Origin of the sequence: Pseudomonas sp. GD04019, assembly GCF_029837695.1 — a bacterium.
Taxonomy (GTDB): domain Bacteria; phylum Pseudomonadota; class Gammaproteobacteria; order Pseudomonadales; family Pseudomonadaceae; genus Aquipseudomonas.
In genome coordinates, this window is record NZ_JAOEEA010000003.1 from 133,178 (window position 1) to 154,494 (window position 21,317).

General features: G+C 66.3%; 22 protein-coding genes. 10 read left to right on the plus strand and 12 right to left on the minus strand.

Annotated features, from left to right (window positions below; translation table 11 throughout):
* Positions 1-62: 62 nt before the first annotated feature.
* Both N7607_RS05775 and N7607_RS05780 read left to right on the plus strand, forming a co-directional pair.
* A complete protein-coding gene (locus N7607_RS05775; protein WP_279864816.1) occupies positions 63-1,871 on the plus strand; it encodes an ATP-binding protein in 1,809 nt (602 codons plus the stop codon).
* Positions 1,868-3,229, plus strand: a complete 1,362-nt coding sequence (locus tag N7607_RS05780; RefSeq protein WP_279864815.1) for a sigma-54 dependent transcriptional regulator — start codon at positions 1,868-1,870, stop codon at positions 3,227-3,229. The genes N7607_RS05775 and N7607_RS05780 overlap by 4 nt, the downstream gene beginning before the upstream one ends.
* On the opposite strand, the gene N7607_RS05785 is transcribed toward N7607_RS05780, so the two are convergent.
* Positions 3,226-3,603: a DUF5064 family protein gene (locus N7607_RS05785; protein WP_279864814.1), complete on the minus strand. Its 378-nt coding sequence runs from the start codon at positions 3,601-3,603 to the stop codon at positions 3,226-3,228. The two genes, N7607_RS05780 and N7607_RS05785, sit on opposite strands and share 4 nt — an antisense overlap.
* A 351-nt stretch (positions 3,604-3,954) precedes the next feature.
* Between N7607_RS05785 and arcD the strand changes: the two genes are divergently transcribed.
* The 5 genes from arcD (at position 3,955) to N7607_RS05810 (ending at position 10,892) form a co-directional block, all read left to right on the plus strand.
* Positions 3,955-5,382 carry an arginine-ornithine antiporter gene (gene arcD, locus N7607_RS05790; protein WP_279864813.1) on the plus strand — a complete coding sequence of 476 codons (1,428 nt, stop codon included), beginning with the start codon at positions 3,955-3,957 and terminating at the stop codon, positions 5,380-5,382.
* A 17-nt stretch (positions 5,383-5,399) separates the two neighbouring features.
* Positions 5,400-6,650 carry an arginine deiminase gene (gene arcA / locus N7607_RS05795; RefSeq protein ID WP_279864812.1) on the plus strand — a complete coding sequence of 417 codons (1,251 nt, stop codon included), beginning with the start codon at positions 5,400-5,402 and terminating at the stop codon, positions 6,648-6,650.
* A 70-nt stretch (positions 6,651-6,720) separates the two neighbouring features.
* Positions 6,721-7,731: an ornithine carbamoyltransferase gene (locus N7607_RS05800; RefSeq protein WP_279864811.1), complete on the plus strand. Its 1,011-nt coding sequence runs from the start codon at positions 6,721-6,723 to the stop codon at positions 7,729-7,731.
* Between the two features lie 153 nt (positions 7,732-7,884).
* Positions 7,885-8,811, plus strand: coding sequence for a carbamate kinase (arcC, locus tag N7607_RS05805; protein WP_279864810.1), 927 nt, complete (start codon positions 7,885-7,887; stop codon positions 8,809-8,811).
* A gap of 197 nt (positions 8,812-9,008) precedes the next feature.
* Complete coding sequence (locus tag N7607_RS05810) at positions 9,009-10,892, plus strand: beta-ketoacyl synthase (protein WP_279864809.1); 1,884 nt, start codon at positions 9,009-9,011, stop codon at positions 10,890-10,892.
* A 121-nt stretch (positions 10,893-11,013) separates the two neighbouring features.
* Here the strand turns inward: N7607_RS05810 and N7607_RS05815 are convergent, their stop codons facing one another.
* The 3 genes from N7607_RS05815 to nudE all read right to left on the minus strand — a co-directional run bounded on the left by N7607_RS05815 (position 11,014) and on the right by nudE (position 13,063).
* Positions 11,014-11,463: a thioesterase domain-containing protein gene (locus N7607_RS05815; protein WP_279864808.1), complete on the minus strand. Its 450-nt coding sequence runs from the start codon at positions 11,461-11,463 to the stop codon at positions 11,014-11,016.
* A gap of 215 nt (positions 11,464-11,678) precedes the next feature.
* Complete coding sequence (gene cysQ / locus N7607_RS05820; protein ID WP_279864807.1) at positions 11,679-12,500, minus strand: 3'(2'),5'-bisphosphate nucleotidase CysQ; 822 nt, start codon at positions 12,498-12,500, stop codon at positions 11,679-11,681.
* A complete protein-coding gene (gene nudE, locus N7607_RS05825; protein ID WP_279864805.1) occupies positions 12,497-13,063 on the minus strand; it encodes an ADP compounds hydrolase NudE in 567 nt (188 codons plus the stop codon). Before nudE ends, cysQ begins: the two co-directional genes overlap by 4 nt.
* A 92-nt stretch (positions 13,064-13,155) precedes the next feature.
* On the opposite strand from nudE, the gene yrfG reads away from it, so the two are divergent.
* Both yrfG and N7607_RS05835 read left to right on the plus strand, forming a co-directional pair.
* The gene (gene yrfG, locus N7607_RS05830) at positions 13,156-13,830 is read left to right on the plus strand and encodes a GMP/IMP nucleotidase (RefSeq protein ID WP_279864804.1); all 675 of its coding nucleotides are present in this window, start codon (positions 13,156-13,158) and stop codon (positions 13,828-13,830) included.
* 153 nt (positions 13,831-13,983) lie between these two features.
* Positions 13,984-14,433: a hypothetical protein gene (locus N7607_RS05835; RefSeq protein ID WP_279864803.1), complete on the plus strand. Its 450-nt coding sequence runs from the start codon at positions 13,984-13,986 to the stop codon at positions 14,431-14,433.
* 65 nt (positions 14,434-14,498) lie between these two features.
* Here the strand turns inward: N7607_RS05835 and N7607_RS05840 are convergent, their stop codons facing one another.
* From N7607_RS05840 to N7607_RS05860, 5 genes are all read right to left on the minus strand, one after another.
* Positions 14,499-15,845, minus strand: a complete 1,347-nt coding sequence (locus N7607_RS05840) for a DUF1329 domain-containing protein (RefSeq protein WP_279864802.1) — start codon at positions 15,843-15,845, stop codon at positions 14,499-14,501.
* A gap of 155 nt (positions 15,846-16,000) precedes the next feature.
* Positions 16,001-16,672 (minus strand): tRNA (guanosine(46)-N7)-methyltransferase TrmB, encoded by a 672-nt coding sequence (gene trmB / locus N7607_RS05845; RefSeq protein ID WP_279864865.1) that lies wholly within the window; start codon positions 16,670-16,672, stop codon positions 16,001-16,003.
* 76 nt (positions 16,673-16,748) lie between these two features.
* Complete coding sequence (locus N7607_RS05850) at positions 16,749-17,540, minus strand: thiazole synthase (RefSeq protein ID WP_279864801.1); 792 nt, start codon at positions 17,538-17,540, stop codon at positions 16,749-16,751.
* 17 nt (positions 17,541-17,557) lie between these two features.
* Positions 17,558-17,758 (minus strand): sulfur carrier protein ThiS, encoded by a 201-nt coding sequence (gene thiS, locus N7607_RS05855; RefSeq protein ID WP_279864800.1) that lies wholly within the window; start codon positions 17,756-17,758, stop codon positions 17,558-17,560.
* Between the two features lie 79 nt (positions 17,759-17,837).
* On the minus strand, positions 17,838-18,215 hold the full coding sequence (locus N7607_RS05860; protein WP_279864799.1) for a DUF423 domain-containing protein: 378 nt from the start codon (positions 18,213-18,215) through the stop codon (positions 17,838-17,840).
* Positions 18,216-18,280: 65 nt separating this feature from the next.
* Here N7607_RS05860 and mtgA point away from each other — a divergent pair, with 65 nt between their 5' ends.
* The gene (gene mtgA / locus N7607_RS05865) at positions 18,281-19,030 is read left to right on the plus strand and encodes a monofunctional biosynthetic peptidoglycan transglycosylase (protein ID WP_279864798.1); all 750 of its coding nucleotides are present in this window, start codon (positions 18,281-18,283) and stop codon (positions 19,028-19,030) included.
* Here mtgA and N7607_RS05870 read toward each other — a convergent pair.
* The 3 genes from N7607_RS05870 to rpoH all read right to left on the minus strand — a co-directional run bounded on the left by N7607_RS05870 (position 18,960) and on the right by rpoH (position 21,265).
* A complete protein-coding gene (locus tag N7607_RS05870; protein WP_279864797.1) occupies positions 18,960-19,658 on the minus strand; it encodes a lysoplasmalogenase in 699 nt (232 codons plus the stop codon). The two genes, mtgA and N7607_RS05870, sit on opposite strands and share 71 nt — an antisense overlap.
* Before the next feature lie 90 nt (positions 19,659-19,748).
* Positions 19,749-20,351: a hypothetical protein gene (locus N7607_RS05875; RefSeq protein WP_279864796.1), complete on the minus strand. Its 603-nt coding sequence runs from the start codon at positions 20,349-20,351 to the stop codon at positions 19,749-19,751.
* Positions 20,352-20,410: 59 nt separating this feature from the next.
* A complete protein-coding gene (gene rpoH, locus N7607_RS05880) occupies positions 20,411-21,265 on the minus strand; it encodes an RNA polymerase sigma factor RpoH (protein WP_279864795.1) in 855 nt (284 codons plus the stop codon).
* Positions 21,266-21,317 lie beyond the last annotated feature (52 nt).

Sequence of the window (21,317 nt, forward strand, 5' to 3'; positions counted from 1 at the left end):
CTTCGTCGTTTCTGCGGCAGGTGGCTGGCATACTGGACGCCGACTTCCCAGGCGCAGATCGCATGACCGCAGCCCTCACTCCACACCGCCCACGCTGGCGCAGCCTGGCCCTGTTGGCCGTGCTGCTGGCACCGCTGCTGTGGCCGTTGCAGTTCTTCGCTGAGCGCTATTACCGCGGCGAGCTGCTCGAGCAGAACCGCCAGACCCTCGATCTGTACGTGGCCAACCTATTCGGCACCCTGCGTCGCTACGAAGTGCTGCCGAATATCCTCGCCGACCTGCCGCCACTGCGCTCGCTGCTCGCCACTCCAGCGGACAAAACGCTGCAGGATCGTGCCAACCGCCTACTGACCCAGGTGCGCGAGGAAACCGGCGCCGACGTGATCTACCTGATGAGCCCGCAAGGCATTACCCTGACCTCCTCCAACTGGGACCAGCAGGACAGTTTCGTCGGCCGCGACTTCACCTACCGTCCTTACTTCCGCGAGGCCCTGGCCGGCAAGCAGGGACGCTTCTTCGGCCTCGGCACCACCTCGCGCAAGCGCGGCTACTTCTTCTCCAGCCCGGTGCGCGACGGCCAGCAGGTGATCGGGATTCTGGTGGTCAAGGTCGACCTCGACGATGCCGAAACCCTGTGGGGCAATACCCCGGAGCAGCTGATGGTCACCGACAGCAATGGCGTGGTGATCATCTCCTCGCGCGGCGACTGGCGCTTCCGCGCCACCCGCGAGCTGGACAATGCCGAGCGCGCCGCCATCGCCGCCAACCAGCCCTATCCGACCCAGGCGCCCACGCCACTGCAGCTGGACGACAGCGCCTGGCTGGTGCAGAGCCGCGAGCTGCAGGAGACCGGGCTGACCGCCAGCATCCTCGCGCCGCGCCAACTGATCGATCGCCAGGTACGCATCACCCTGGCCGTGGGTGGCGCCGCCTTGCTGGCGGGCCTGTTGACGCTGGGCCTGCTGCTGCAGCGCCGGCGTCACTACATCGAGCGCATCGCCCTGGATGCCCGTGCCAAACGCGAGCTGGAGATGCGTGTGCTGGAGCGCACCCGCGACCTGGAGACGCTGAACAATCGCCTCAAGGACGAGGTGCTGGAACGCGAGCACGCCCAGCAGGAGCTGCTGCGTACCCAGGACGAGTTGGTCCAGGCCGGCAAGCTGACGGCGCTGGGCACCATGAGCGCCAGCATCAGCCATGAACTCAACCAGCCACTGGCGGCGATCCGCAGCTATGCCGACAACGCTGGCGTGTTGCTCGACCACCAGCGCACCGACGATGCCCGCAGCAACCTCAAGCAGATCAGCGAACTGACCGGGCGCATGGCCTCGATCATCGCCCACCTGCGTGCCTTCGCCCGACGCGACCAGCATGCGCCGGAGAGCGTGGCCCTGCAGCCAGCGCTGGACGATGCCCTGGCGCTGCTGGCCAAGCGCCGCCGCGCGCTGGATGTGGAACTGATCCGCGACCTGCCCGCCGCCACCCTGTGGGTGCAGGCCGGCGAAACACGCCTGCGCCAGGTGCTCGGCAATCTGCTGGCCAATGCCCTCGACGCGCTCGGCGAGAAGGCGCCACCGCGGCGGCTGTGGCTGAGTGCCGAAGTTACCGACGCCGGCGTCAACCTGCTGCTACGCGACAATGGCCCGGGCTTCAGCGAACAGGCTCTGGCCCATGCCCGCGAGCCCTTCTTCACTACCAAGACCAGTACCCAGGGTCTGGGCCTCGGCCTGGCCATCTGCGAGACGCTGATGCACGCTCTGGGCGGCGAGCTGCTGCTGGCCAATCACCCGGACGGTGGCGCGCTGGTTACCCTGCAGCTGCGCAACGCCGCCCCCGGCGCCAACCTGCAAGCGCCCGAGGAGTTTTCATGAGTGCCATCGACGCCCGCACCCAGGTCCTGCTGATCGACGACGACGAGCATTTACGCCAGGCCCTGGCGCAGACCCTCGACCTGGCCGGCCTGCGCGTCGAGACCCTGGCCGATGCCCGTGGCGTGGCCGGACGCATTGCTGTGGATTGGCCCGGAGTAGTAGTCAGCGATATCCGCATGCCCGGCATCGATGGCCTGGAACTGCTGCGCCAGCTGCATGAACAGGACCCGCACCTGCCGGTGGTGCTGATCACCGGCCATGGCGACGTGCCGCTGGCGGTGCAGGCCATGCGCGCCGGCGCCTACGACTTCCTGGAAAAACCCTTTGCCAGCGAGGCCCTGCTCGATGGCGTGCGCCGCGCTCTGGAGTTGCGCCGCCTGGTGCTGGAGAACCGCAGCCTGCGTCTGGCCCTGGCCGACCGCAACGAGCTGAGCGCCCGTTTGATCGGTCAGTCCGCGCCGATGCTGCGCCTGCGCGAGCAGGTCGGCGCCCTGGCGGCGATCAACACCGACGTGCTGATCCTCGGTGAGACCGGCGCCGGCAAGGAGGTGGTGGCCCGCGCCCTGCACGACCTCTCCGCGCGCAAAAAGGGCCCGTTCGTGGCGATCAACGCCGGCGCCCTGGCCGAATCGGTGGTGGAGAGCGAACTGTTCGGCCATGAGCCGGGGGCCTTCACCGGCGCGCAGAAACGGCGCATCGGCAAGTTCGAGTTCGCCAACGGCGGCACCCTGTTTCTCGACGAGATCGAGAGCATGAGCCCGGACGTACAGGTCAAGCTGCTGCGCCTGCTGCAGGAACGAGTGGTCGAACGCCTCGGCGGCAACCAGCTGATCCCGCTGGATATCCGGGTGATCGCTGCGACCAAGGAAGACCTGCGCGTGGCCGCCGACCAGGGCCGCTTCCGCGCCGACCTGTATTACCGGCTGAACGTGGCGCCGCTGCGCATCCCACCGCTGCGCGAACGCGGCGCGGATATCCTGCTGCTGTTCCAGCACCACGCCGAAACCGCGGCCCAGCGGCATGGCCTGCCGATCCGCGAGCTGCAGGCCGGGCAGCGCGCCCAGCTGCTCAGCCACGCCTGGCCGGGCAATGTGCGTGAACTGCAGAACGCCGCCGAGCGTTTCGCCATGGGCCTGGATATCGGCCTGGATCTACCCGGCGGCGCGGCCCTGGCGGATGCCGGCGCGCAGAGCCTCGGCGAGCGGGTCGAGGCTTACGAGCGCGCGCTGATCGCCGCCGAGATGGCCAAGGGGCACGGCTCGCTGCGCAGCCTGTCCGAGGCCCTCGGCCTGCCGCGCAAGACCCTGCACGACAAACTGCGCAAGCACGGCCTGGCCCCGGAAGGCGACGAAGACTAGTGCAGCCGCGCCTCGCCGCGATCCAGCAGAAAGCGCTCCAGATCCACCGGCTCCCCTGGGTCGGCACGTAGCTGGCAACGCAGATCGGCGAACACCCGGTCGTAATCCTCGTGGAAGGCGAACAACGCCGGATGCGCCGGCGTGATCCCGCGCCTGCGCAGACAACGGCCTGCGCTCTGCAGGAAGTTGTAGGCGACATCGCGGCGCAAGCTGAAGCCGTCATGTACCGGCCGCCCGGCCACATCGCCGTCCAGCTCGAAGTCCACATGGCAGCCCGCCTCGTCGCGGCAGACCCGATAGTCCAGGCTCAGGTGATAGCCAGGCGTCAAGGCCGTAGGCAATTGCACCACTTCAACATGTCCAGGGCGAAACATACTCGCCTCCTTTAATACGCTAACAACTCATATATAAACTTTCGAAATATAAAATTAACTTCATATTAGAAAGATCCACGGCAGCGTTTTGCTATCAAACCAAACCTTCTCATTACTGAAACTTGCAGCTTGTAAAACCTCGTCTAACTTGATTAAACGCTCAGCCGAAACGGCCTGAATGCGTCTATCTAGAAGCTCTCGGCATATCCACCGCCCTCTCTAAACCGATTAGTAGTTGTACAAGGACAGCATCAGAAAATATGGATAGCTCGCTATTGATCGAGATCAATACCCCCTCCATCAACGGCGCGCTCAATAAGACATAACTTCTTCTCCGCAAGGAGGTGTCCGATGTCCTCTTCAGCGCAAAAACTTCGATTGGGGGCGCTCATTGCCCTGGTAGTGGGTTCGATGGTCGGCGGGGGCATCTTCTCGCTGCCACAGAACATGGCCAACAGCGCCGGGGCCGGAGCCGTACTGATCGGCTGGGCCATCACCGCGGTCGGCATGCTGACCTTGGCCTTCGTCTTCCAGACCCTGGCCAACCGCAAGCCGGAACTGGACTCCGGGGTCTACGCCTACGCCAAGGCCGGCTTCGGCGACTACATGGGCTTCTCCTCGGCCTGGGGCTACTGGATCAGCGCCTGGCTGGGCAACGTCAGCTACTTCGTCCTGCTGTTCTCCACCCTTGGCTACTTCTTCCCGGTGTTCGGCGAAGGCAATACGCCAATTGCGGTGATCTGCGCCTCCGCCGTGCTGTGGGGCGTGCACTTCCTGGTGCTGCGCGGAATCAAGGAGGCGGCGTTCATCAACACTGTCACCACGATTGCCAAGATGGTGCCGCTGGTGCTGTTTATCGTCATCGCCGCCATCGCCTTCAAGATGGACGTGTTCACCGCGGACATCTGGGGCAAGGGCAACCCCGACCTGGGCAGCGTGATGAACCAGGTGCGCAATATGATGCTGGTCACCGTCTGGGTGTTCATCGGCATCGAGGGCGCCAGCGTCTACTCGGCCCGTGCCGAAAAGCGCAGCGATGTCGGCAAGGCCACCGTGCTCGGTTTCATCGGCGTGCTTCTGCTGCTGGTACTGGTCAACGTGCTGTCACTGGGCATCATGAGCCAGGCCGAGCTGGCCGGGTTGAAGAACCCCTCCATGGCCTACGTGCTGGAACACGTGGTCGGGCGCTGGGGTGCGATCTTCATTTCCATCGGCCTGATCGTTTCTCTGGCCGGCGCCCTGCTGTCCTGGACCCTGCTGTGCGCGGAGATTCTTTTCGCCGCCGCCCGCGATCACACCATGCCCAACTTCCTGAAGAAGGAAAATGCCAACCATGTGCCGGCCAACGCCCTGTGGCTGACCAACGGGCTGATCCAGCTGTTCCTCATCGTCACCCTGTTCAGCAACTCCACCTACCTCAGCCTGCTGTACCTGGCCACCTCGATGATCCTGGTGCCCTACCTGTGGTCCGCCGCCTACGCCGTATTGCTGGCCGTGCGTGGCGAGACCTACGAGCAGGCCTCCGGCGAGCGCAACAAGGACCTGCTGATCGGTGGCATCGCCCTGATCTACGCCATCTGGCTGATCTACGCCGGCGGCATCCAGTACCTGCTGCTGTCCGCCCTGCTCTATGCGCCCGGCGCGATTCTGTTCGCCAAGGCCAAGCGGGAAATGCAGCAACCCATTTTTACCGCGGTCGAGAAGCTCATCTTCGCAGTGGTCGTGATCGGCGCAATCGTCGCCGGCTATGGCCTCTACGCCGGCTTCCTCACCCTTTAACGACATAGGAGGTTCACATGTCCAAGGTCAAACTCGGCGTCCACTCGGAAGCGGGCAAACTGCACAAGGTAATGGTCTGCTCCCCGGGCCTGGCCCACCTGCGCCTGACGCCCAACAACTGCGACGAACTGCTGTTCGACGACGTGATCTGGGTCAGCCAGGCCAAGCGCGACCACTTCGACTTCATGACCAAGATGCGTGAGCGCGGCATCGACGTGGTCGAGATGCACAATCTGCTGGAGCAGACCGTGCACAACAAGGAGGCACTGGCCTGGATCCTCGATCGCAAGATCACTCCCAACAGCGTCGGCCTCGGTCTGCAGAACGAAGTGCGCTCGTTCATCGAGGGCCTGGAGCCGCGGCGCATCGCCGAGTTCCTGATCGGCGGCGTGTCCGGCGCCGACCTGGCCAAGCACAAGGATTCCGACGCGGCGAAGATGTTCAACGCCTACCTCGGCGAGTCCAGCTTCATCTTCCCGCCGCTGCCCAACACCCAGTTCACCCGCGATACCACCTGCTGGATCTACGGCGGCGTCACCCTCAACCCGATGTACTGGCCGGCGCGTCGCCAGGAAACCCTGCTGACCAGCGCCATTTACAAGTTCCATCCGGACTTCGCCAACGCCGACTTCCAGATCTGGTACGGCGACCCGGATGTCGACCACGGCGCTGCCACCCTGGAGGGCGGTGACGTGATGCCGATCGGCAACGGCACCGTGCTGATCGGCATGGGCGAGCGCTCCTCGCACCAGGCCATCGGCCAGGTGGCCCAGGCCCTGTTCAAGGCCGGCGCCGCCGAACGCGTGGTGGTGGCCGGGCTCGGCAAGTCGCGCGCCGCCATGCACCTGGACACCGTGTTCAGCTTCTGCGACCGCGACCTGGTGACCGTCTTCCCGGAAGTCGCCTACCAGATCGTGCCGTTCGTGATCCGCCCCGACGAGAGCCGCCCCGGCGGCCTCGATGTACGCCGCGAGGACAAGTCGTTCCTCGACGTGGTCGCCGAGTCCCTCAACCTGAAGCAACTGCGCGTAGTGGAAACCGGCGGCGACAGCTTCGAGGCCGAGCGCGAACAGTGGGACGACGGCAACAACGTGGTCTGCCTGGAGCCCGGCGTGGTGGTCGGCTACGACCGCAACACCTACACCAACACCCTGCTGCGCAAGGCCGGCGTCGAGGTCATCACCATCAGCGCCAGCGAACTGGGCCGCGGCCGTGGCGGTGGCCACTGCATGACCTGCCCGATCATCCGCGACCCGATCGACTACTGATCAAGCCACCCCGGCGGCCCATCCATAGCCGCCGGGGCACCGTTCCAGCTGTCCACAAGGAGAAAGAACCATGGCTTTCAACATGCACAACCGCAACCTGCTCAGCCTGATGCACCACAGCACGCGCGAGCTGCGTTACCTCCTCGACCTGTCGCGCGACCTCAAGCGCGCCAAATACACCGGCACCGAGCAACCGCACCTGCTGCGCAAGAACATCGCGCTGATCTTCGAGAAGACTTCCACCCGCACCCGCTGCGCCTTCGAGGTGGCCGCCTATGACCAGGGCGCCAACGTCACCTACATCGACCCGGGCTCCTCGCAGATCGGCCATAAGGAGAGCATGAAGGACACCGCCCGCGTGCTCGGCCGCATGTACGACGCCATCGAGTACCGCGGCTTCAAGCAGGAGATCGTCGAGGACCTGGCCCAGTATGCCGGCGTGCCGGTATTCAACGGCCTGACCGACGAATACCACCCGACCCAGATGCTCGCCGACGTGCTGACCATGCGCGAGCACAGCGACAAACCCCTGCACGAGATCAGCTACGCCTACTTGGGCGACGCCCGCAACAACATGGGTAACTCGCTGCTGCTGATCGGCGCCAAGCTCGGCATGGACGTGCGCATCGCCGCACCCAAATCCCTGTGGCCCACCGACGAGCATGTGGCCGCGTGCAAGAAGTTCGCGGAAGAGAGCGGCGCACGCATCACCCTCACCGAAGATGCCAAGGAAGCAGTCAAGGGCGTCGACTTCGTCCACACCGACGTCTGGGTGTCCATGGGCGAGCCGGTGGAAGCCTGGGGCGAACGCATCCAGCAACTGATGCCCTACCAGGTCAACGCCGAGCTGATGAAGGCTGCCGGCAACCCGCGGGTGAAGTTCATGCACTGCCTGCCGGCCTTCCACAACAGCGAGACCAAGGTCGGCAAGCAGATCGCCGAGCAGTACCCGCACCTGAAGAACGGCATCGAAGTCACCGAGGACGTGTTCGAGTCGCCGTGGTGCATCGCCTTTGAACAGGCGGAGAACCGCATGCACACCATCAAGGCGATCCTGGTATCGACCCTGGCCGACGTCTAAGCGCGCCTACCTGTAAGGATGCACGGACAGTCCCCTCTCCCTCTGGGAGAGGGTCAGGGTGAGGGCGTTGCAGGCCATGCGGTGCTGACGGACGCCCATCGCTCCCACCCCCTCTCCCAGAGAGCGAGGGGAAAACGAACAAGGAGAAGCAACATGCGATTAGTCATCGCCCTGGGCGGCAACGCCCTGCTACGGCGTGGCGAGGCCATGACCGCGGAGAATCAGCGCGTCAATGTGCGCATCGCCTGCGAACAGATCGCCAAGGTGGCACCGGGCAACGAGCTGGTGATCGCCCACGGCAACGGCCCGCAGGTCGGCCTGCTGGCCCTGCAGGGCAACGCCTACGACGCGGCCAACCCCTATCCGCTGGACGTGCTCGGCGCCGAGACCGAAGGCATGATCGGCTACATGATCGAACAGGAGCTGGGCAACCTGCTGCCGTTCGAGGTGCCATTCGCCACCATCCTCACCCAGGTTGAAGTGGACAGCGGCGACCCGGCCTTCCGCACGCCGACCAAGCCGATCGGCCCGGTCTACAGCAAGGAAGACGCCGAGCGCCTGGCCGCCGAGAAGGGCTGGAGCATCGCCCCGGATGGCGACAAGTTCCGCCGCGTGGTGGCCAGCCCCCGGCCGCAGCGCATCTTCGAGATCCGCCCGGTGAAATGGCTGCTGGAGAAAGGCAGCGTGGTGATCTGCGCCGGCGGCGGCGGCATCCCGACCATGTACGAGAACGGCAAGTTGCATGGCGTGGAAGCGGTGATCGACAAGGACCTGTGCTCCGCGCTGCTGGCCGAGCAGCTGTCCAGCGACCTCCTGGTGATCGCTACCGACGTGGACGCGGCGTACGTCGACTGGGGCAAGCCAACCCAGAAGGCCATCGCCCAGGCTCACCCGGACGAGCTGGAACGCCTCGGCTTCGCCGCGGGCTCCATGGGACCCAAGGTCCAGGCCGCCTGCGAGTTCGCCCGCAACACCGGCAAGGTCGCGGTGATCGGCTCGCTGGCCAATATCGAGGCCATCGTCCAGGGCAAGTCCGGCACCCGCATCAGCACCGCCGAGCCGGGCCTCACCTACTACTGAGCGCCAGGGCACGGACGCCCTCCTTCCATGAGATGACCACGCATTCGTGACCTGACGGTCACGGACTGCGTCACCCAGACATTCCGATTCATTCGAGTCGCCATCCGGTACTGCCCTGGCGGGCCGACCGTTGCCGCTGCATTGCCGGCAGCAGCCAGCCACGCCCGGGCCGGAGCGACCCTCAGGAGTTCTGTGTGATGTCTCGTCTTCCCGTCATCGTCGGCTTCGGCGGCTACAACGCCGCGGGCAGAAGCTCGTTCCACCATGGCTTCCGCCGCATCGTCCAGGAATCCCTGGATACCGCCAGCCGTCAGGAAACCCTGGCCGGCCTGGCCGTGATGATGAAACTGGTACAGGTGGTCGACGGCCAGTTCCGCAGCTTCGATGGCCAACTGCTGACCGCGGCCGAGATCGAGACGCGGCATGGCGCCGAAATTCTCGCCGGCACCCTGGTACGGCGCATCGAGAAGCGCCATTTGGACGTAGACGCGGCCCACTGGCAGAAGCACATCGCCGTCAGCGCCGCCCAGTTCACCACCCTACGCAAACACCTGCCCGAGCCGCTGCCGGCCAGTTGGCAGGTGGAGGAACTGGACGAGCAGCAGGTCCGCGTTACCCTCGCGGAAAGCAGCGAATTCAAGGTCGACAGCTACCGCGCCCTGCCGGTGAAGTCCGCCGGCCAGCTGCCCACCGGTTTCGAGCCGGGCGAGCTGTACCACTCGCACTTCCACCCACGCGGCCTGCAGATGACGGTGGTCGGCGCCACCGACGCGCTGCGCTCCACCGGCCTGCCCTGGACCGACATCCTGGCCCGGGTTCAGCCGGACCAGGTCGCCGTGTTCGCCGGCAGCGGCATGAGCCAGATGGACGACAACGGCTTCGGCGGCATGCTGCAGTCGCGCCTGCGCGGTGGCCGGGTCACCGCCAAGCAGTGCCCCCTGGGCCTCAACAGCATGCCGGCGGACTTCATCAACGCCTATGTGCTGGGCAGCGTCGGCACCACCGGCAGCGTCACCGGTGCCTGCGCCACCTTCCTCTACAACCTGCAGAAGGGTGTCGAGCATATCGCCAGCGGCCAGGCCCGCGTGGTGCTGGTGGGCAATAGCGAGGCGCCGATCAGCCAGGAATTCATCGACGGCTACGGCGCCATGGGCGCCCTGGCCACGGAGGAGGGCCTGCGCAAGATCGAGGGCCGCGACGACGTGGACTTCCGCCGCGCCAGCCGGCCGTTCGGCGACAACTGCGGCTTCACCCTGTCCGAATCGGCGCAGTTCATCGTGCTGATGGACGACGAGCTGGCCCTGGAGCTGGGCGCCGATATCCACGGCGCAGTGCCCGACGTATTCATCAATGCCGACGGCTTCAAGAAGTCCATCTCCGCCCCTGGCCCGGGCAACTACCTGACCATGGCCAAGGCCGTGGCCAGCGCCGCGCAACTGGTCGGCATCGATGCCGTGCGCAACCACAGCTTCGTGCATGCCCATGGCTCCAGCACCCCGGCCAACCGGGTCACCGAGTCGGAACTGCTGGATCGGGTCGCCGCCGCCTTCGGTATCGAGCAATGGCCGGTGACCGCGGTAAAGGCCTTCGTTGGCCATTCCCTGGCGCCGGCCAGTGGCGACCAGCTGATCGCCGCCCTCGGCACCTTCCATCACGGCCTGCTGCCAGGCCTGAAAACCATCGACAGGGTGGCCGACGACGTGCACCGCCAGCACATCAGCCTGGATGTGCGCGACCGCCAGGTGCAGGACATGGAAGTGTGCTTCCTCAACTCCAAGGGCTTCGGCGGCAACAACGCCACCGGCGTGCTGCTCGCCCCGCAGGTGGCCGAGCGCATGCTGCGCAAGCGCCATGGCGAGGCCGCGTTCAGCGCCTGGCAGATCAAGCGCGAAGCGACCCGCGCCGCCGCCGCGGCCTACGACCAGCAGGCGCTGCGCGGCCAGTTCGACATTCTCTACAACTTCGGCCACGACCTGATCGACGACCAGCAGCTGCAGTTCAGCACCGACGGTATTCAAGTGCCGGGCTTCGCCCAGCCATTGCTGTACAGGAAGGATGAGCGCTACAGCGACATGCTGTAATTCCTGGCCCCCTCTCCCTCCGGGAGAGGATTGGGGCGGCCCGCGTAGGGTGAGGGTGGCAGTTGCGCATAGACTGAACGGCCCTCACCCCCAGCCCCTCTCCCAGAGGGAGAGGGGTGATTCAGCGGTGCAGCACGTACTGCCCGCTAAAGCGCACCGCCTTGGCATCGCCGACCAGAATGCGGCTGTGCAGTCTGATCCGCGCCAGGCCGCGGCGCTGGTAGAGGGCGAGGAACTTGTCCCACTCGGCCGCGACGGGCGCCGTGCATACCGCCAGCGCATCGCTCAGCACCGGTTGCGGGTAGTCGATCTGCCCCTGCTGGATAACGATATGCCCGTCCGCGATGCCCGCCTCGCGCAGGCTCAGGTGCAGCCAGCCCCAGCCGGCCAGCACCGCGCCGCAGTAGAGGCTGCCGCCGAACATGCTGCTCTTGTGGTTGAGGTTGGCCGCCAGCGGCAGGCTCAGGCGCAGCTCGCCGCCCTGCCAGCCCTGCACGCCCAAGCCGAGGGCCTGGGTCAGCGGGATGTCCTGGTGCAGCAGTTGCTCCAGGTAGGCGCGGTCATCATTCATATTCTGAATCCGTGCAGGGGCTCGCGAGCTAGAGCCTGGCAAGGCAAAAGTGGGTGAGGAAGGGGACTGGGCCCGCACTCGGGTTTACTTGCAGTAAATGAGCATGACTCGCTCCGCTCACCCTTCGGGCCGCGCTAAAACGCGTTAGCAGCAAGCTGCTTGCCGAACCCACTTTTAACACAGCCAGGCCGACGCGCAGCAGACCCTGCATAGGCTCAGTCCAGGGCGCGGGCCAGCTGGATCAGCTCGGCACGCCACTCGGCGGCCTGCGGCAGGCCGAGGAAGGACGGATTGAGGTAGCTCTCGCGAGCCTCGTAGGTCAGCGCCTCGCCCTTTAGATCCAGCACCTCGCCACCGGCGCCTTCCAGCACGCCCTGGGCCGCGGCGGTGTCCCACTGCGAAGTAGGCGCCAGACGCGGATAGCAGTCGGCATTGCCTTCGGCCAGCAGGCAGAACTTCAGCGAGCTGCCGATATTGGCCAGCTGCAGGTCACCGAAGCGCTCGGACAGACCGGCCAGCAGACGCTCCTGGGCCGGGCTGGAGTGGCGCTTGCTGGCCACCAGGGTAAAGGCCTCGGCCGGTGCCAGGCGCACGCCGATGGCCTCGGGCTCGCCGCCCGGCTCCTGGCGCCAGGCACCCAGGCCGGCACCGCCGAAGTAGCAGCGACCGTTGGCCGGTACGCCGACCACGCCGAACACCACGCGACCACGCTCAATCAGCGCGACGTTGACGGTGAACTCCTCGCTGCCGGAGATGAATTCCTTGGTCCCGTCCAGCGGGTCCACCAGCCACCAGCGCTGCCACTCGGCGCGCTCGGCGAAGGCGATGCCGGCATCCTCCTCGGACAGCACCGGAATCTCCGGCGCCAGTTCGCGCAGGCCGGCGGCGAGAATCTCGTGAGCGGCCAGGTCGGCGGCGGTGACCGGCGAGGCGTCGGCCTTCTCGGTGACGGCCACGTCATTGCGCCAGTGCGGCAGGATGGCCTGACCGGCGCGCTGCGCCAGGGCGATCACCGCCGGCAGATAGGGATGACTCACGGCTTGAATTCTCCACGTTGGGTCAGCAGGTCGCGGACCAGATAGAGGGCGGCCAGGGCGCGACCTTCGGTGAACTGCGGGTGCTGGGCCAGGGCGCTGAGTTCGCGCAGGCTGACCTTGTCGACCCGCAGCGGCTCGGGTTCGTCGCCCGGCAGGCTTTCTTCGTAGAGGTCGCGGGCCAGCACCACCTGGATCTTCTGGCTCATGTAGCCGGGCGACAGGCTCAGCTCGGCGATCAGCTCCAGGCGCTCGGCGCCGAAGCCGGCCTCTTCCTTGAGCTCGCGGTTGGCGGCCACCAGCACATCCTCGCCGGGCTCGATCAGGCCCTTGGCCAGCGACAGCTGGTAGTCGTCGGTACCGGCGCAGTATTCCTCGACCAGCACCGCGTGCTCGGCATCGAGCATCGCCACCACCATCACCGCGCCGTAACCGGCGCCCTTGCTGACCAGGCGTTCGTAGGTGCGCTCGACGCCATTGGCGAAGCGCAGCTGCAGCTCTTCGACGCGGAACAGGCGGCTGCTGGCGACTATCTCGCGGGCCAGCACCTGGGGTTTCTCACGCATCATTCGCTCCTTGATTCGAACGGGTATCATACCCCGCTCCCCCGAAATATCCGCGCCGGATATTCGCTCCCCGTCTGTTTCCGGACTTTGCCATGCATCAGCTGCCCTGGGCCGATATCGATACCGTCCTGCTCGACATGGACGGTACCTTGCTCGACCTGCACTTCGACAACCACTTCTGGCTGGAACACCTGCCGCTGCGCTACGCCGAGCTGCACGGCATCAGCCGCGAGGCGGCCAGCGCCGAGCTGCTGCCGCTGTTCCGCGCCCACGCCGGCACCCTGCCCTGGTACTGCACGGACTTCTGGAGTCGCGAGCTGAACCTCTCGGTACGCGACCTCAAGCGCGAGGTGGCCGACCTGATCGCCCTGCGCCCGGACGCCGATACCTTCCTCGCCGCCCTGCGCGCCGCCGGCAAACGCGTGGTGCTGATCACCAACGCGCATCGCGACTCGCTGTCGCTGAAGCTGGAGAAGGTCGAACTGGCGCCCTACTTCGACCGCCTGATCAGCTCCCACGACTACGGTTTCCCCAAGGAGGACCAGCAGTTCTGGTTCGCCCTGCAGCAGGACTTCCCCTTCACGCCGGCGCGCAGCCTGTTCATCGACGACAGCCTGCCGATCCTGCGCAGCGCCGGCCGCTACGGCGTCGCCCACCTGCTGGCGGTGCGCCAGCCGGATAGCCGCGGCGCGGCCAAGGACACCGAGGAGTTCGCCGCCGTCGAGGACTATCGCCAGCTCAGCGCCCAGCTCGCCCCGCCCGCCTGAAACGCCGCCGACAGCCCGGCAGCCAGACGGTTCGTCGACTGCGCCATTTTTTGCACAGCTCGTGACAGCGCTCCCAGTGCCGCCACACGCCGCTTGCCCAGCGAAGCGGCGCTGGCAGCATGTGCGCCATTCCCCAACGGAGGCCCGTAGTTAATGAAGTATTCCTCTCTGCTCCTACTCTCTCTCGGCCTGGCCAGCGCCAGCGCCAGCGCCCTGGCCGGCAACGTGTCGGCCGGGGTCGGCGGCGCCCTGGGTGGCGCGCTGGGCACCGTGGTCGGCGAGCAGATCGGCGGCAGCACCGGTGCCGCGATCGGTGCCGGTGTCGGCGGCGCGGCCGGCAGCGCCGTCGGTGCGGACAAACGCAATCGCACCGAGGCGGCCATCGGCGGCGGCATCGGCGCGGCCGGCGGTCAGGTGATCGGCAGCAAAGTCGGTGGCAGCACCGGTGGCGTGATCGGCGCCGCGGCCGGTGGCGGTGCCGGTGGCGCGCTGGGCAACTACTATGGTGACGATCATGACGACGACCGCGACCGCAGCAACAAGCGCGGCCACAAGAAGCACTACAAGAAGAAGCACAAACACCGTCACCACGACGACGACTGATCCGGAAACGACAAGGCCCGCACGATGCGGGCCTTGTGTTTTACGCGGTCTGAAACCGGGCGTTATCAGATACCTTCGCTGCGCAGGGCGGCGGCGGTGAAGTCGCTCTTCTTCAGCTGCACGTTGAAGTCGTACATCGGCTCGTTGTTGTCCAGGCCGTCGACGAAGTAGCGGCTACCGGCGAAGTCGTAGATGGTCTCCAGGGTGCTAAGGAACATCGGCACGTCGTAGTAACTGATCGGGTGGGCTTCCTGCAGGCCGACCAGTTCGCCGCTCTTGTTGTACAGGTCGACGGCGAGGATCTGCCAGCTGTCCTCGTCGATATAGAAGCGGCGCTCGGCGTACGGGTGGCTATGGCCCTTGCGCAGCTTGGCATCGACGACCCACACGCGGTGCAGCTCGTGGCGCAGCAGCTCGGGGTTGACGTGCTTCTCCTGGAGGATCTTCTCGTAGGGAATGCCCTTCTGGTGCACGGCATAGCTGTTATACGGCACCAGCATTTCCTGCTTGCCGACCAGGGTCCAGTCGTAGCGGTCCGGCGCACCGTTGTAGGCGTCCACCACGTCGGCGGTGGCCATGCCGTTGGTGTCCGGCTGCATGGCGTCATAGGCCAGCATCGGCAGGCGACGCACGCGGCGCTCGCCACGGTTGAAGCGCCAGGCCTTGCGGATCGCCAGGACCTGGTCGAGGGTCTCCTGCACCACCAGGGCGGAGCCGGCCAGCTTGCTCGGCGAGGTCACCACGTACTTGTAGTAGAACAGGGTGTTGTCCAGGTCGGCCGGGGTCACGCCTTCGCGGCCGTAGACGAACAGGATGTCGCGTTCGCGCTTGACCAGCACGTAGTCGCCGCCCTTGAGCACCGCCGCGTGGTTGGTGGTCATGCGGGTCTGCTCGCCGCGGTAGCGGGCGATGTGGTTCCAGATGGCTTCCTGACCGTTCTGCGGGATCGGGAAGGGAATGCCGGCGGCGGTGCCTTCGATACCGTTACCGCCGGCGATCAGCGAGGCGTTGGCCGCGTTGTAGCGGGTGGCGTCGTAGATGCGCTGCGGCGAGGCGGCGCTGCGGCGGGTCGGGAACACGCGCAGGAAGTAGCCCGGATTGGTTTCCAGCAGCTTCTGGTAGCCCGGCGTCAGCAGCGCCTTGTACTGAGCGATGTTGTTCTTGTCGACGCGGTACAGCTCCTTGTCCGCGACGAAGGGGTCCGGGTGGTGCATGCCGGGCTGGTAGTTGGCCGGCGGCGTGGCGATGCCACCCTCCCAGGACGGAATGGTGCCCGCGGCATTGCCGGCGCGCTCCCCGCCCAGCGGCATCAGGTCTTGCCCGAGACGGGCGGCCTGGGCAGCATCGACGCGGGCTTGCGCCGGCAGGCTGACAGCGGCTGCCAGCGACAGGACTGCAATTGTTCTCAGCACAGCTTTCTCCTCGCGACGCACTCAAGCGCCGCTGTTCTTATTCGTGCGACCGGTCTAGATCGCGCTCGCAGATTGCCGTTGGGTGAGGCAGTGGCCATCCTGGCGCCGGGTGGTCCCGGTCATGGTCGCTCCGCATCCGGCGGGGCTTTAGGTACTTATGCGTCGCGCTGGAACTTGAGGTCCCACACGCCGTGGCCGAGGCGTTCGCCACGTTTTTCGAACTTGGTCACCGGTCGTTCGCTGGGACGCTCCACATAACCGGCGGCGCCCGCCACATTATGGTAGCCCGGTGCCAGCGACATTACCTCCAACATATGTTCCGCATATGGCTGCCAATCGGTGGCCATGTGCAGCACACCGCCGACCTTGAGCTTGCTGCGCACCAGTTCGGCGAAGCTCGCCTGGACGATGCGGCGCTTGTGATGACGGGCCTTGTGCCAGGGGTCGGGGAAGAACAGCAGGACGCGGTCGAGACTGGCGTCGGCCACGCAGTCGCGCAGCACTTCCAGGGCGTCGCAGCTATATACGCGGATGTTGCTCAGTTTCTGCGTGAGCATGCCGTTGAGCAGGGCGCCGACGCCCGGCTTGTGTACTTCTACGCCGATGAAGTCCTGCTCTGGCGCCGCGGCAGCCATCTCCAGGGTGGCGTGGCCCATGCCGAAGCCGATCTCGAAGGTGCGTGGCGCACTGCGGCCGAACACTTGGTCGAAGTCGCGCAGACCGTCTTCCAGCTGCAGGCCGAACTGCGGCCAGCCCTGGTCCAGGCCGCGCTGCTGGCCCTCGGTCATGCGCCCGGAGCGCATGACGAAACTCTTGATGCCGCGCAGCGGCCGCTCGGCAGCGCCTTCGTCTGCCGGCTCGATGATGTCGCTCATGAAATTCTCTTAGCCTGTTTACGGGGGCTTACTTGATGAGGCCGTCCAGCGGCGAGGAGGCGCTGGCATACAGCTTCTTCGGCATGCGCCCGGCCAGGTAGGCCATGCGCCCGGCGATGATCGCGTGCTTCATCGCCGCGCCCATCAGGATCGGGTCCTGGGCGTGGGCGATGGCGCTGTTCATCAGCACCGCCTCGCAACCCAGCTCCATGGCGATTGTGGCATCGGACGCAGTGCCCACGCCGGCATCGACCAGCACCGGCACGGTCGCCTCTTCGAGGATGATGCGCAGGTTGTAGGGGTTGCAGATGCCCAGGCCGGTGCCGATCAGGCCGGCCAGCGGCATCACCGCGATGCAGCCCATCTCAGCCAGCTGGCGGGCGATGATGGGGTCGTCGCTGGTGTACACCATCACGTCGAAGCCTTCCTTGACCAGCACTTCGGCGGCCTTGATGGTCTCGATCACGTTGGGGAACAGGGTCTTCTGGTCGGCCAGCACTTCCAGCTTGACCAACTTGTGGCCGTCGAGCAGTTCGCGGGCCAGGCGGCAGGTGCGCACCGCTTCCTCGGCGTTGAAGCAGCCGGCGGTGTTGGGAAGGATGGTGTATTTGTCCGGCGAGATCACGTCCAGCAGGTTCGGCTCGCCCGGGTTCTGCCCGATATTGGTCCGGCGCACGGCCACGGTGACGATCTCGGCACCGCTGGCCTCGATGGCCAGACGGGTTTCCTCGAGGTCCTTGTACTTGCCGGTGCCCACCAGCAGGCGCGACTCGTAGGTGCGGCCGGCCAGGGTGAAAGGCTTGTCGATGATGGCGCTCATGGCAGTTCCTCGGGCGACTAGCCGCCGCCGATGGCGTGGACGACTTCCAGCTGGTCGCCGTCGTGCAGGACGGTGGCGCCATGCTGGCTGCGCGGCACTATGTCCAGATTGAGTTCGACCGCCACCCGCTTGCCAGTCGCATCCAGGCGCGCGAGCAGGTCGGCGACGGTGGCGCCGGCGGGCAGCTCGAAGGGTTGGCCGTTCAACTGGATGTGCATGGCTGGGCGGTCAGAACATGAAAGGGTCGGCATTCTAGCCCGATCGACCGGATCGACCAAGGTACGTGCGTGCCATCTGTCAGGCTCGCTTGGCACGCCAGGCCGCCAACCCCAGGCACAACCAGCCGGCGAGGAAGCACACGCCACCCAGCGGGGTGATCATGCCGAGCTTGCCCAGGCCGCTCAGCGTCAGGGCATACAGGCTGCCGGAGAACAGCAGGATGCCGACCGCGAACAGCGTGCCGGCCACCGTCACCAGGCGCCCCGGCAGGCGCTCGGCGAGCAGCGCCACGCCGAACAGGGCCAGGGCATGCACCAGCTGGTAATGCACACCGGTGTGGAATACCGCCAGGTACTGCGTGCTCAGCTGACCCTTGAGGCCGTGGGCGGCAAAGGCACCCAGTGCCACGCCAGTGAAGCCGGCCAGGGCCGCCAGCAGCAGAAAGACTCGTAACATGATTGACTCCCGGACAGGCTCGATGCGGCCGCTATAATGGCCGCTCCCTCAGACCGGGCCAAGCCATGCTGCGCAACCTGTTCCGCCGCCTGACCAAATTGCTGCTGTGGTTCGCCGCCGTCTCGGCGCTGGTGGTGCTGGCCCTGCGCTGGATCGACCCGCCCGGCACGGCGCTGATGGCCGAACGCAAGATCCAGTCCTGGGTCGACGGCGAGCCCATCGACCTGCAACGGACCTGGCGCCCCTGGAAGGAGCTGCCGGACGATCTGAAGGTCGCGGTGATCGCCGCCGAGGACCAGAAGTTCGCCGAGCACTGGGGCTTCGACGTCGCCGCCATCCGCCAGGCCCTGCAGCACAACGCCGATGGCGGCAACCTGCGCGGCGCCAGCACCATCAGCCAGCAGGTGGCGAAGAACCTGTTTCTCTGGTCCGGCCGCAGCTGGCCGCGCAAGGCCCTGGAAGCCTGGTTCACCGGCCTGATCGAGCTGCTCTGGCCGAAGCAGCGCATCCTCGAGGTGTACCTCAACAGCGTGGAATGGAGCGACGGCGTGTTCGGTGCCGAAGCGGCCGCGCGCTACCACTTCAAGGTCGGCGCGCCCTACCTGTCACGCCAGCAGGCCTGCCTGCTGGCCGCCGTGCTGCCCAATCCACGGGCCTGGAACGCCGGCCGCCCGGGGCCACATGTGCAGCGCCGGGCCAGCTGGATCCGCCGGCAGAGCTACCAGCTCGGCGGCAGCCACTACCTCAACCAGCTGTCCGCGCCTCTGACGCTGCCACTGGCGCAGTGGTGGCCGCAGTGGCTGCCGAAGCTCTGAGCCGCAGCAAGCCCCAGGCGATCAGGGCCTGGCCGCTGAAGTAGCAGGTCACGATGACCAGCACCGCATGGGGGAAGGGCTGGACGAACTTGTTCACCCCGATCAGCGAATCCGCCACCACGAACAGCATCGCGCCCAGCCACAGCGGCCCCGGCCTGGCCTCCACGCGCCCGGCCAGAATCGCCATGGCCAGCAGGCAACTCAGATAGATCGCCACCGGAATCTGCAGGTCACCGGCCGCCGGCAGCATCCAGGCCGAGATCACTGCCGCGTACAGCACGACCGGCACCGAGCGCCGCCAGTGCCAGAGCTGGCCACGCCCGAGCAGGCCGAACGCGACAATAAAAGCCAGCTGGTTGACCAGGAAGGCCAGCAGCGCCTGGATGAACAGACCGTCGCGATCACCGAAGTCGAGGAAAAAATCCCCCGCCGCTGCCGCGCCGAAGCCCAGCGCCAGCCAGCGTCCGATCGCACCGGGGAACGCCCGCCAGGCCAGCACGGCGAACAGCAGCATGGGTAGTGGTTTGAGCAGCCAGCCCAGCGGGTAGGGTTTGAGCGGCAACAGCAGCAGATAGAGCAGGCCCAAGCCGAGGGCGGCAACAAAGCAGCGGCGCTGGAAGGCGGTCATACGAGATTCCCTGTGCGAGAGGAGCCCGATCCTGCCGGCAAACCTCGCTCCCGCCAAAACCTCAAGCGCCAGAAGTGCCGGCCGCAGGCGTCAGTGACTGAGCAGGCGGCGCGGCACCACGCGCAGCAGCTGCAGGCGTTCGTCCTTGAGGTGGGCGGTCAGGCCCAGCTGCGGATAGATCCAGGCCTCGCCTTCCGGCAGCTGCAGACGCAGACGCGGCGCGCCCAGGCTGGCGCTCAGCGTGGCGGCGGAGATGGCCTGCTGCGGCTGCAGGTTGAGCGCCTCGATGCGCTGCCCGGCCAGCTGCTCGCGCATCTGCGCCGACTGCGGCTGCTCCGCATCCTTGGGCTTCACGCCGCTGGCGGTAGCCAGGCTGTCGCGCTGGGCGGCGGTGAGCGCCAGTTCCGCCTCCAGCACCCAGGCGCCCGCCTCCAGGGCCTGCGCGTCGCGCAGCAGCAGACGCGGGCCATCCAGCTGCGGCTGCAGCCACAGCTCGGCCTTGGGCAGGCGGTCATCGAGCTGGCCGAGGGTCAGGCTATCCTCGGCCAGCGGCTGCAGCACCTCGGCCTGCCACTCGCCGAGCCAGGGCAGCGGCTCCGCCCTGTCCTCGCGCGGCACCAGCCACCAGTAGCCGAGCAGGCAGCTGGCCAGGGCCACGACGGTGAACAGCAGGGCAGGCGGACGACGCTTCATGGCAATGCTCCGGGCAGAAAAAAGCCGCACCTGGGTGCGGCTTTTCGAGGTGGTGCTGCTTACGCCTGGATCGAGCCTTTCAGCTTGTTCATGGCGTTCTTCTCCAGCTGGCGAATGCGCTCGGCGGAGACGTTGTACTTGGCGGCCAGGTCATGCAGGGTCGCCTTCTCCTCGGCCAGCCAGCGCTGATGGAGAATATCGCGGCTGCGCTCGTCCAGGCTTTCCAGTGCCTCGTGCAGGCTGGCGCTGGAACTGTCGCTCCAGTCGGCATCCTCGAGCTGCATGGCCGGGTCGTAGCGGTGGTCTTCCAGGTAGTTGGCGGGCGACTTGAACGCGCTCTCGTCATCGTCTTCCGCGGCCGGGTCGAAAGCCATGTCCTGGCCGGACAGACGGCTCTCCATCTCGCGCACTTCGCGCGGCTCCACGCCCAGGCTCTCCGCCACCGCGTGGACTTCGTCGTTGCTCAGCCAGGCCAGACGCTTCTTCTGGCTGCGCAGGTTGAAGAACAGCTTGCGCTGGGCCTTGGTGGTGGCGACCTTGACGATACGCCAGTTGCGCAGGATGAACTCGTGGATTTCGGCCTTGACCCAGTGCACGGCGAAGGACACCAGGCGCACACCCATTTCCGGGTTGAAGCGCTTGACCGCCTTCATCAGGCCGACATTGCCTTCCTGTATCAGGTCGGCCTGGGACAGGCCATAACCGGCATAGCTGCGGGCGATGTGCACGACAAAACGCAGGTGGGCCAGAACCATCTGACGCGCGGCTTCCAGGTCTTGCTCGTAGTAGAGACTCTCGGCCAGCTCGCGCTCCTGCTCGGGGGTCAACAGCGGAATGCTGTTCACCGCATGCACGTAAGCCTCCAGGTTGGCGCCTGGGACTAGGGCATGAACAGGTTGCAGGGAAGTGGTCATTAAAAACCTCCGGTATTACAAAGCGGGAAGCAGTCTAGCACTGCCCTTTCTG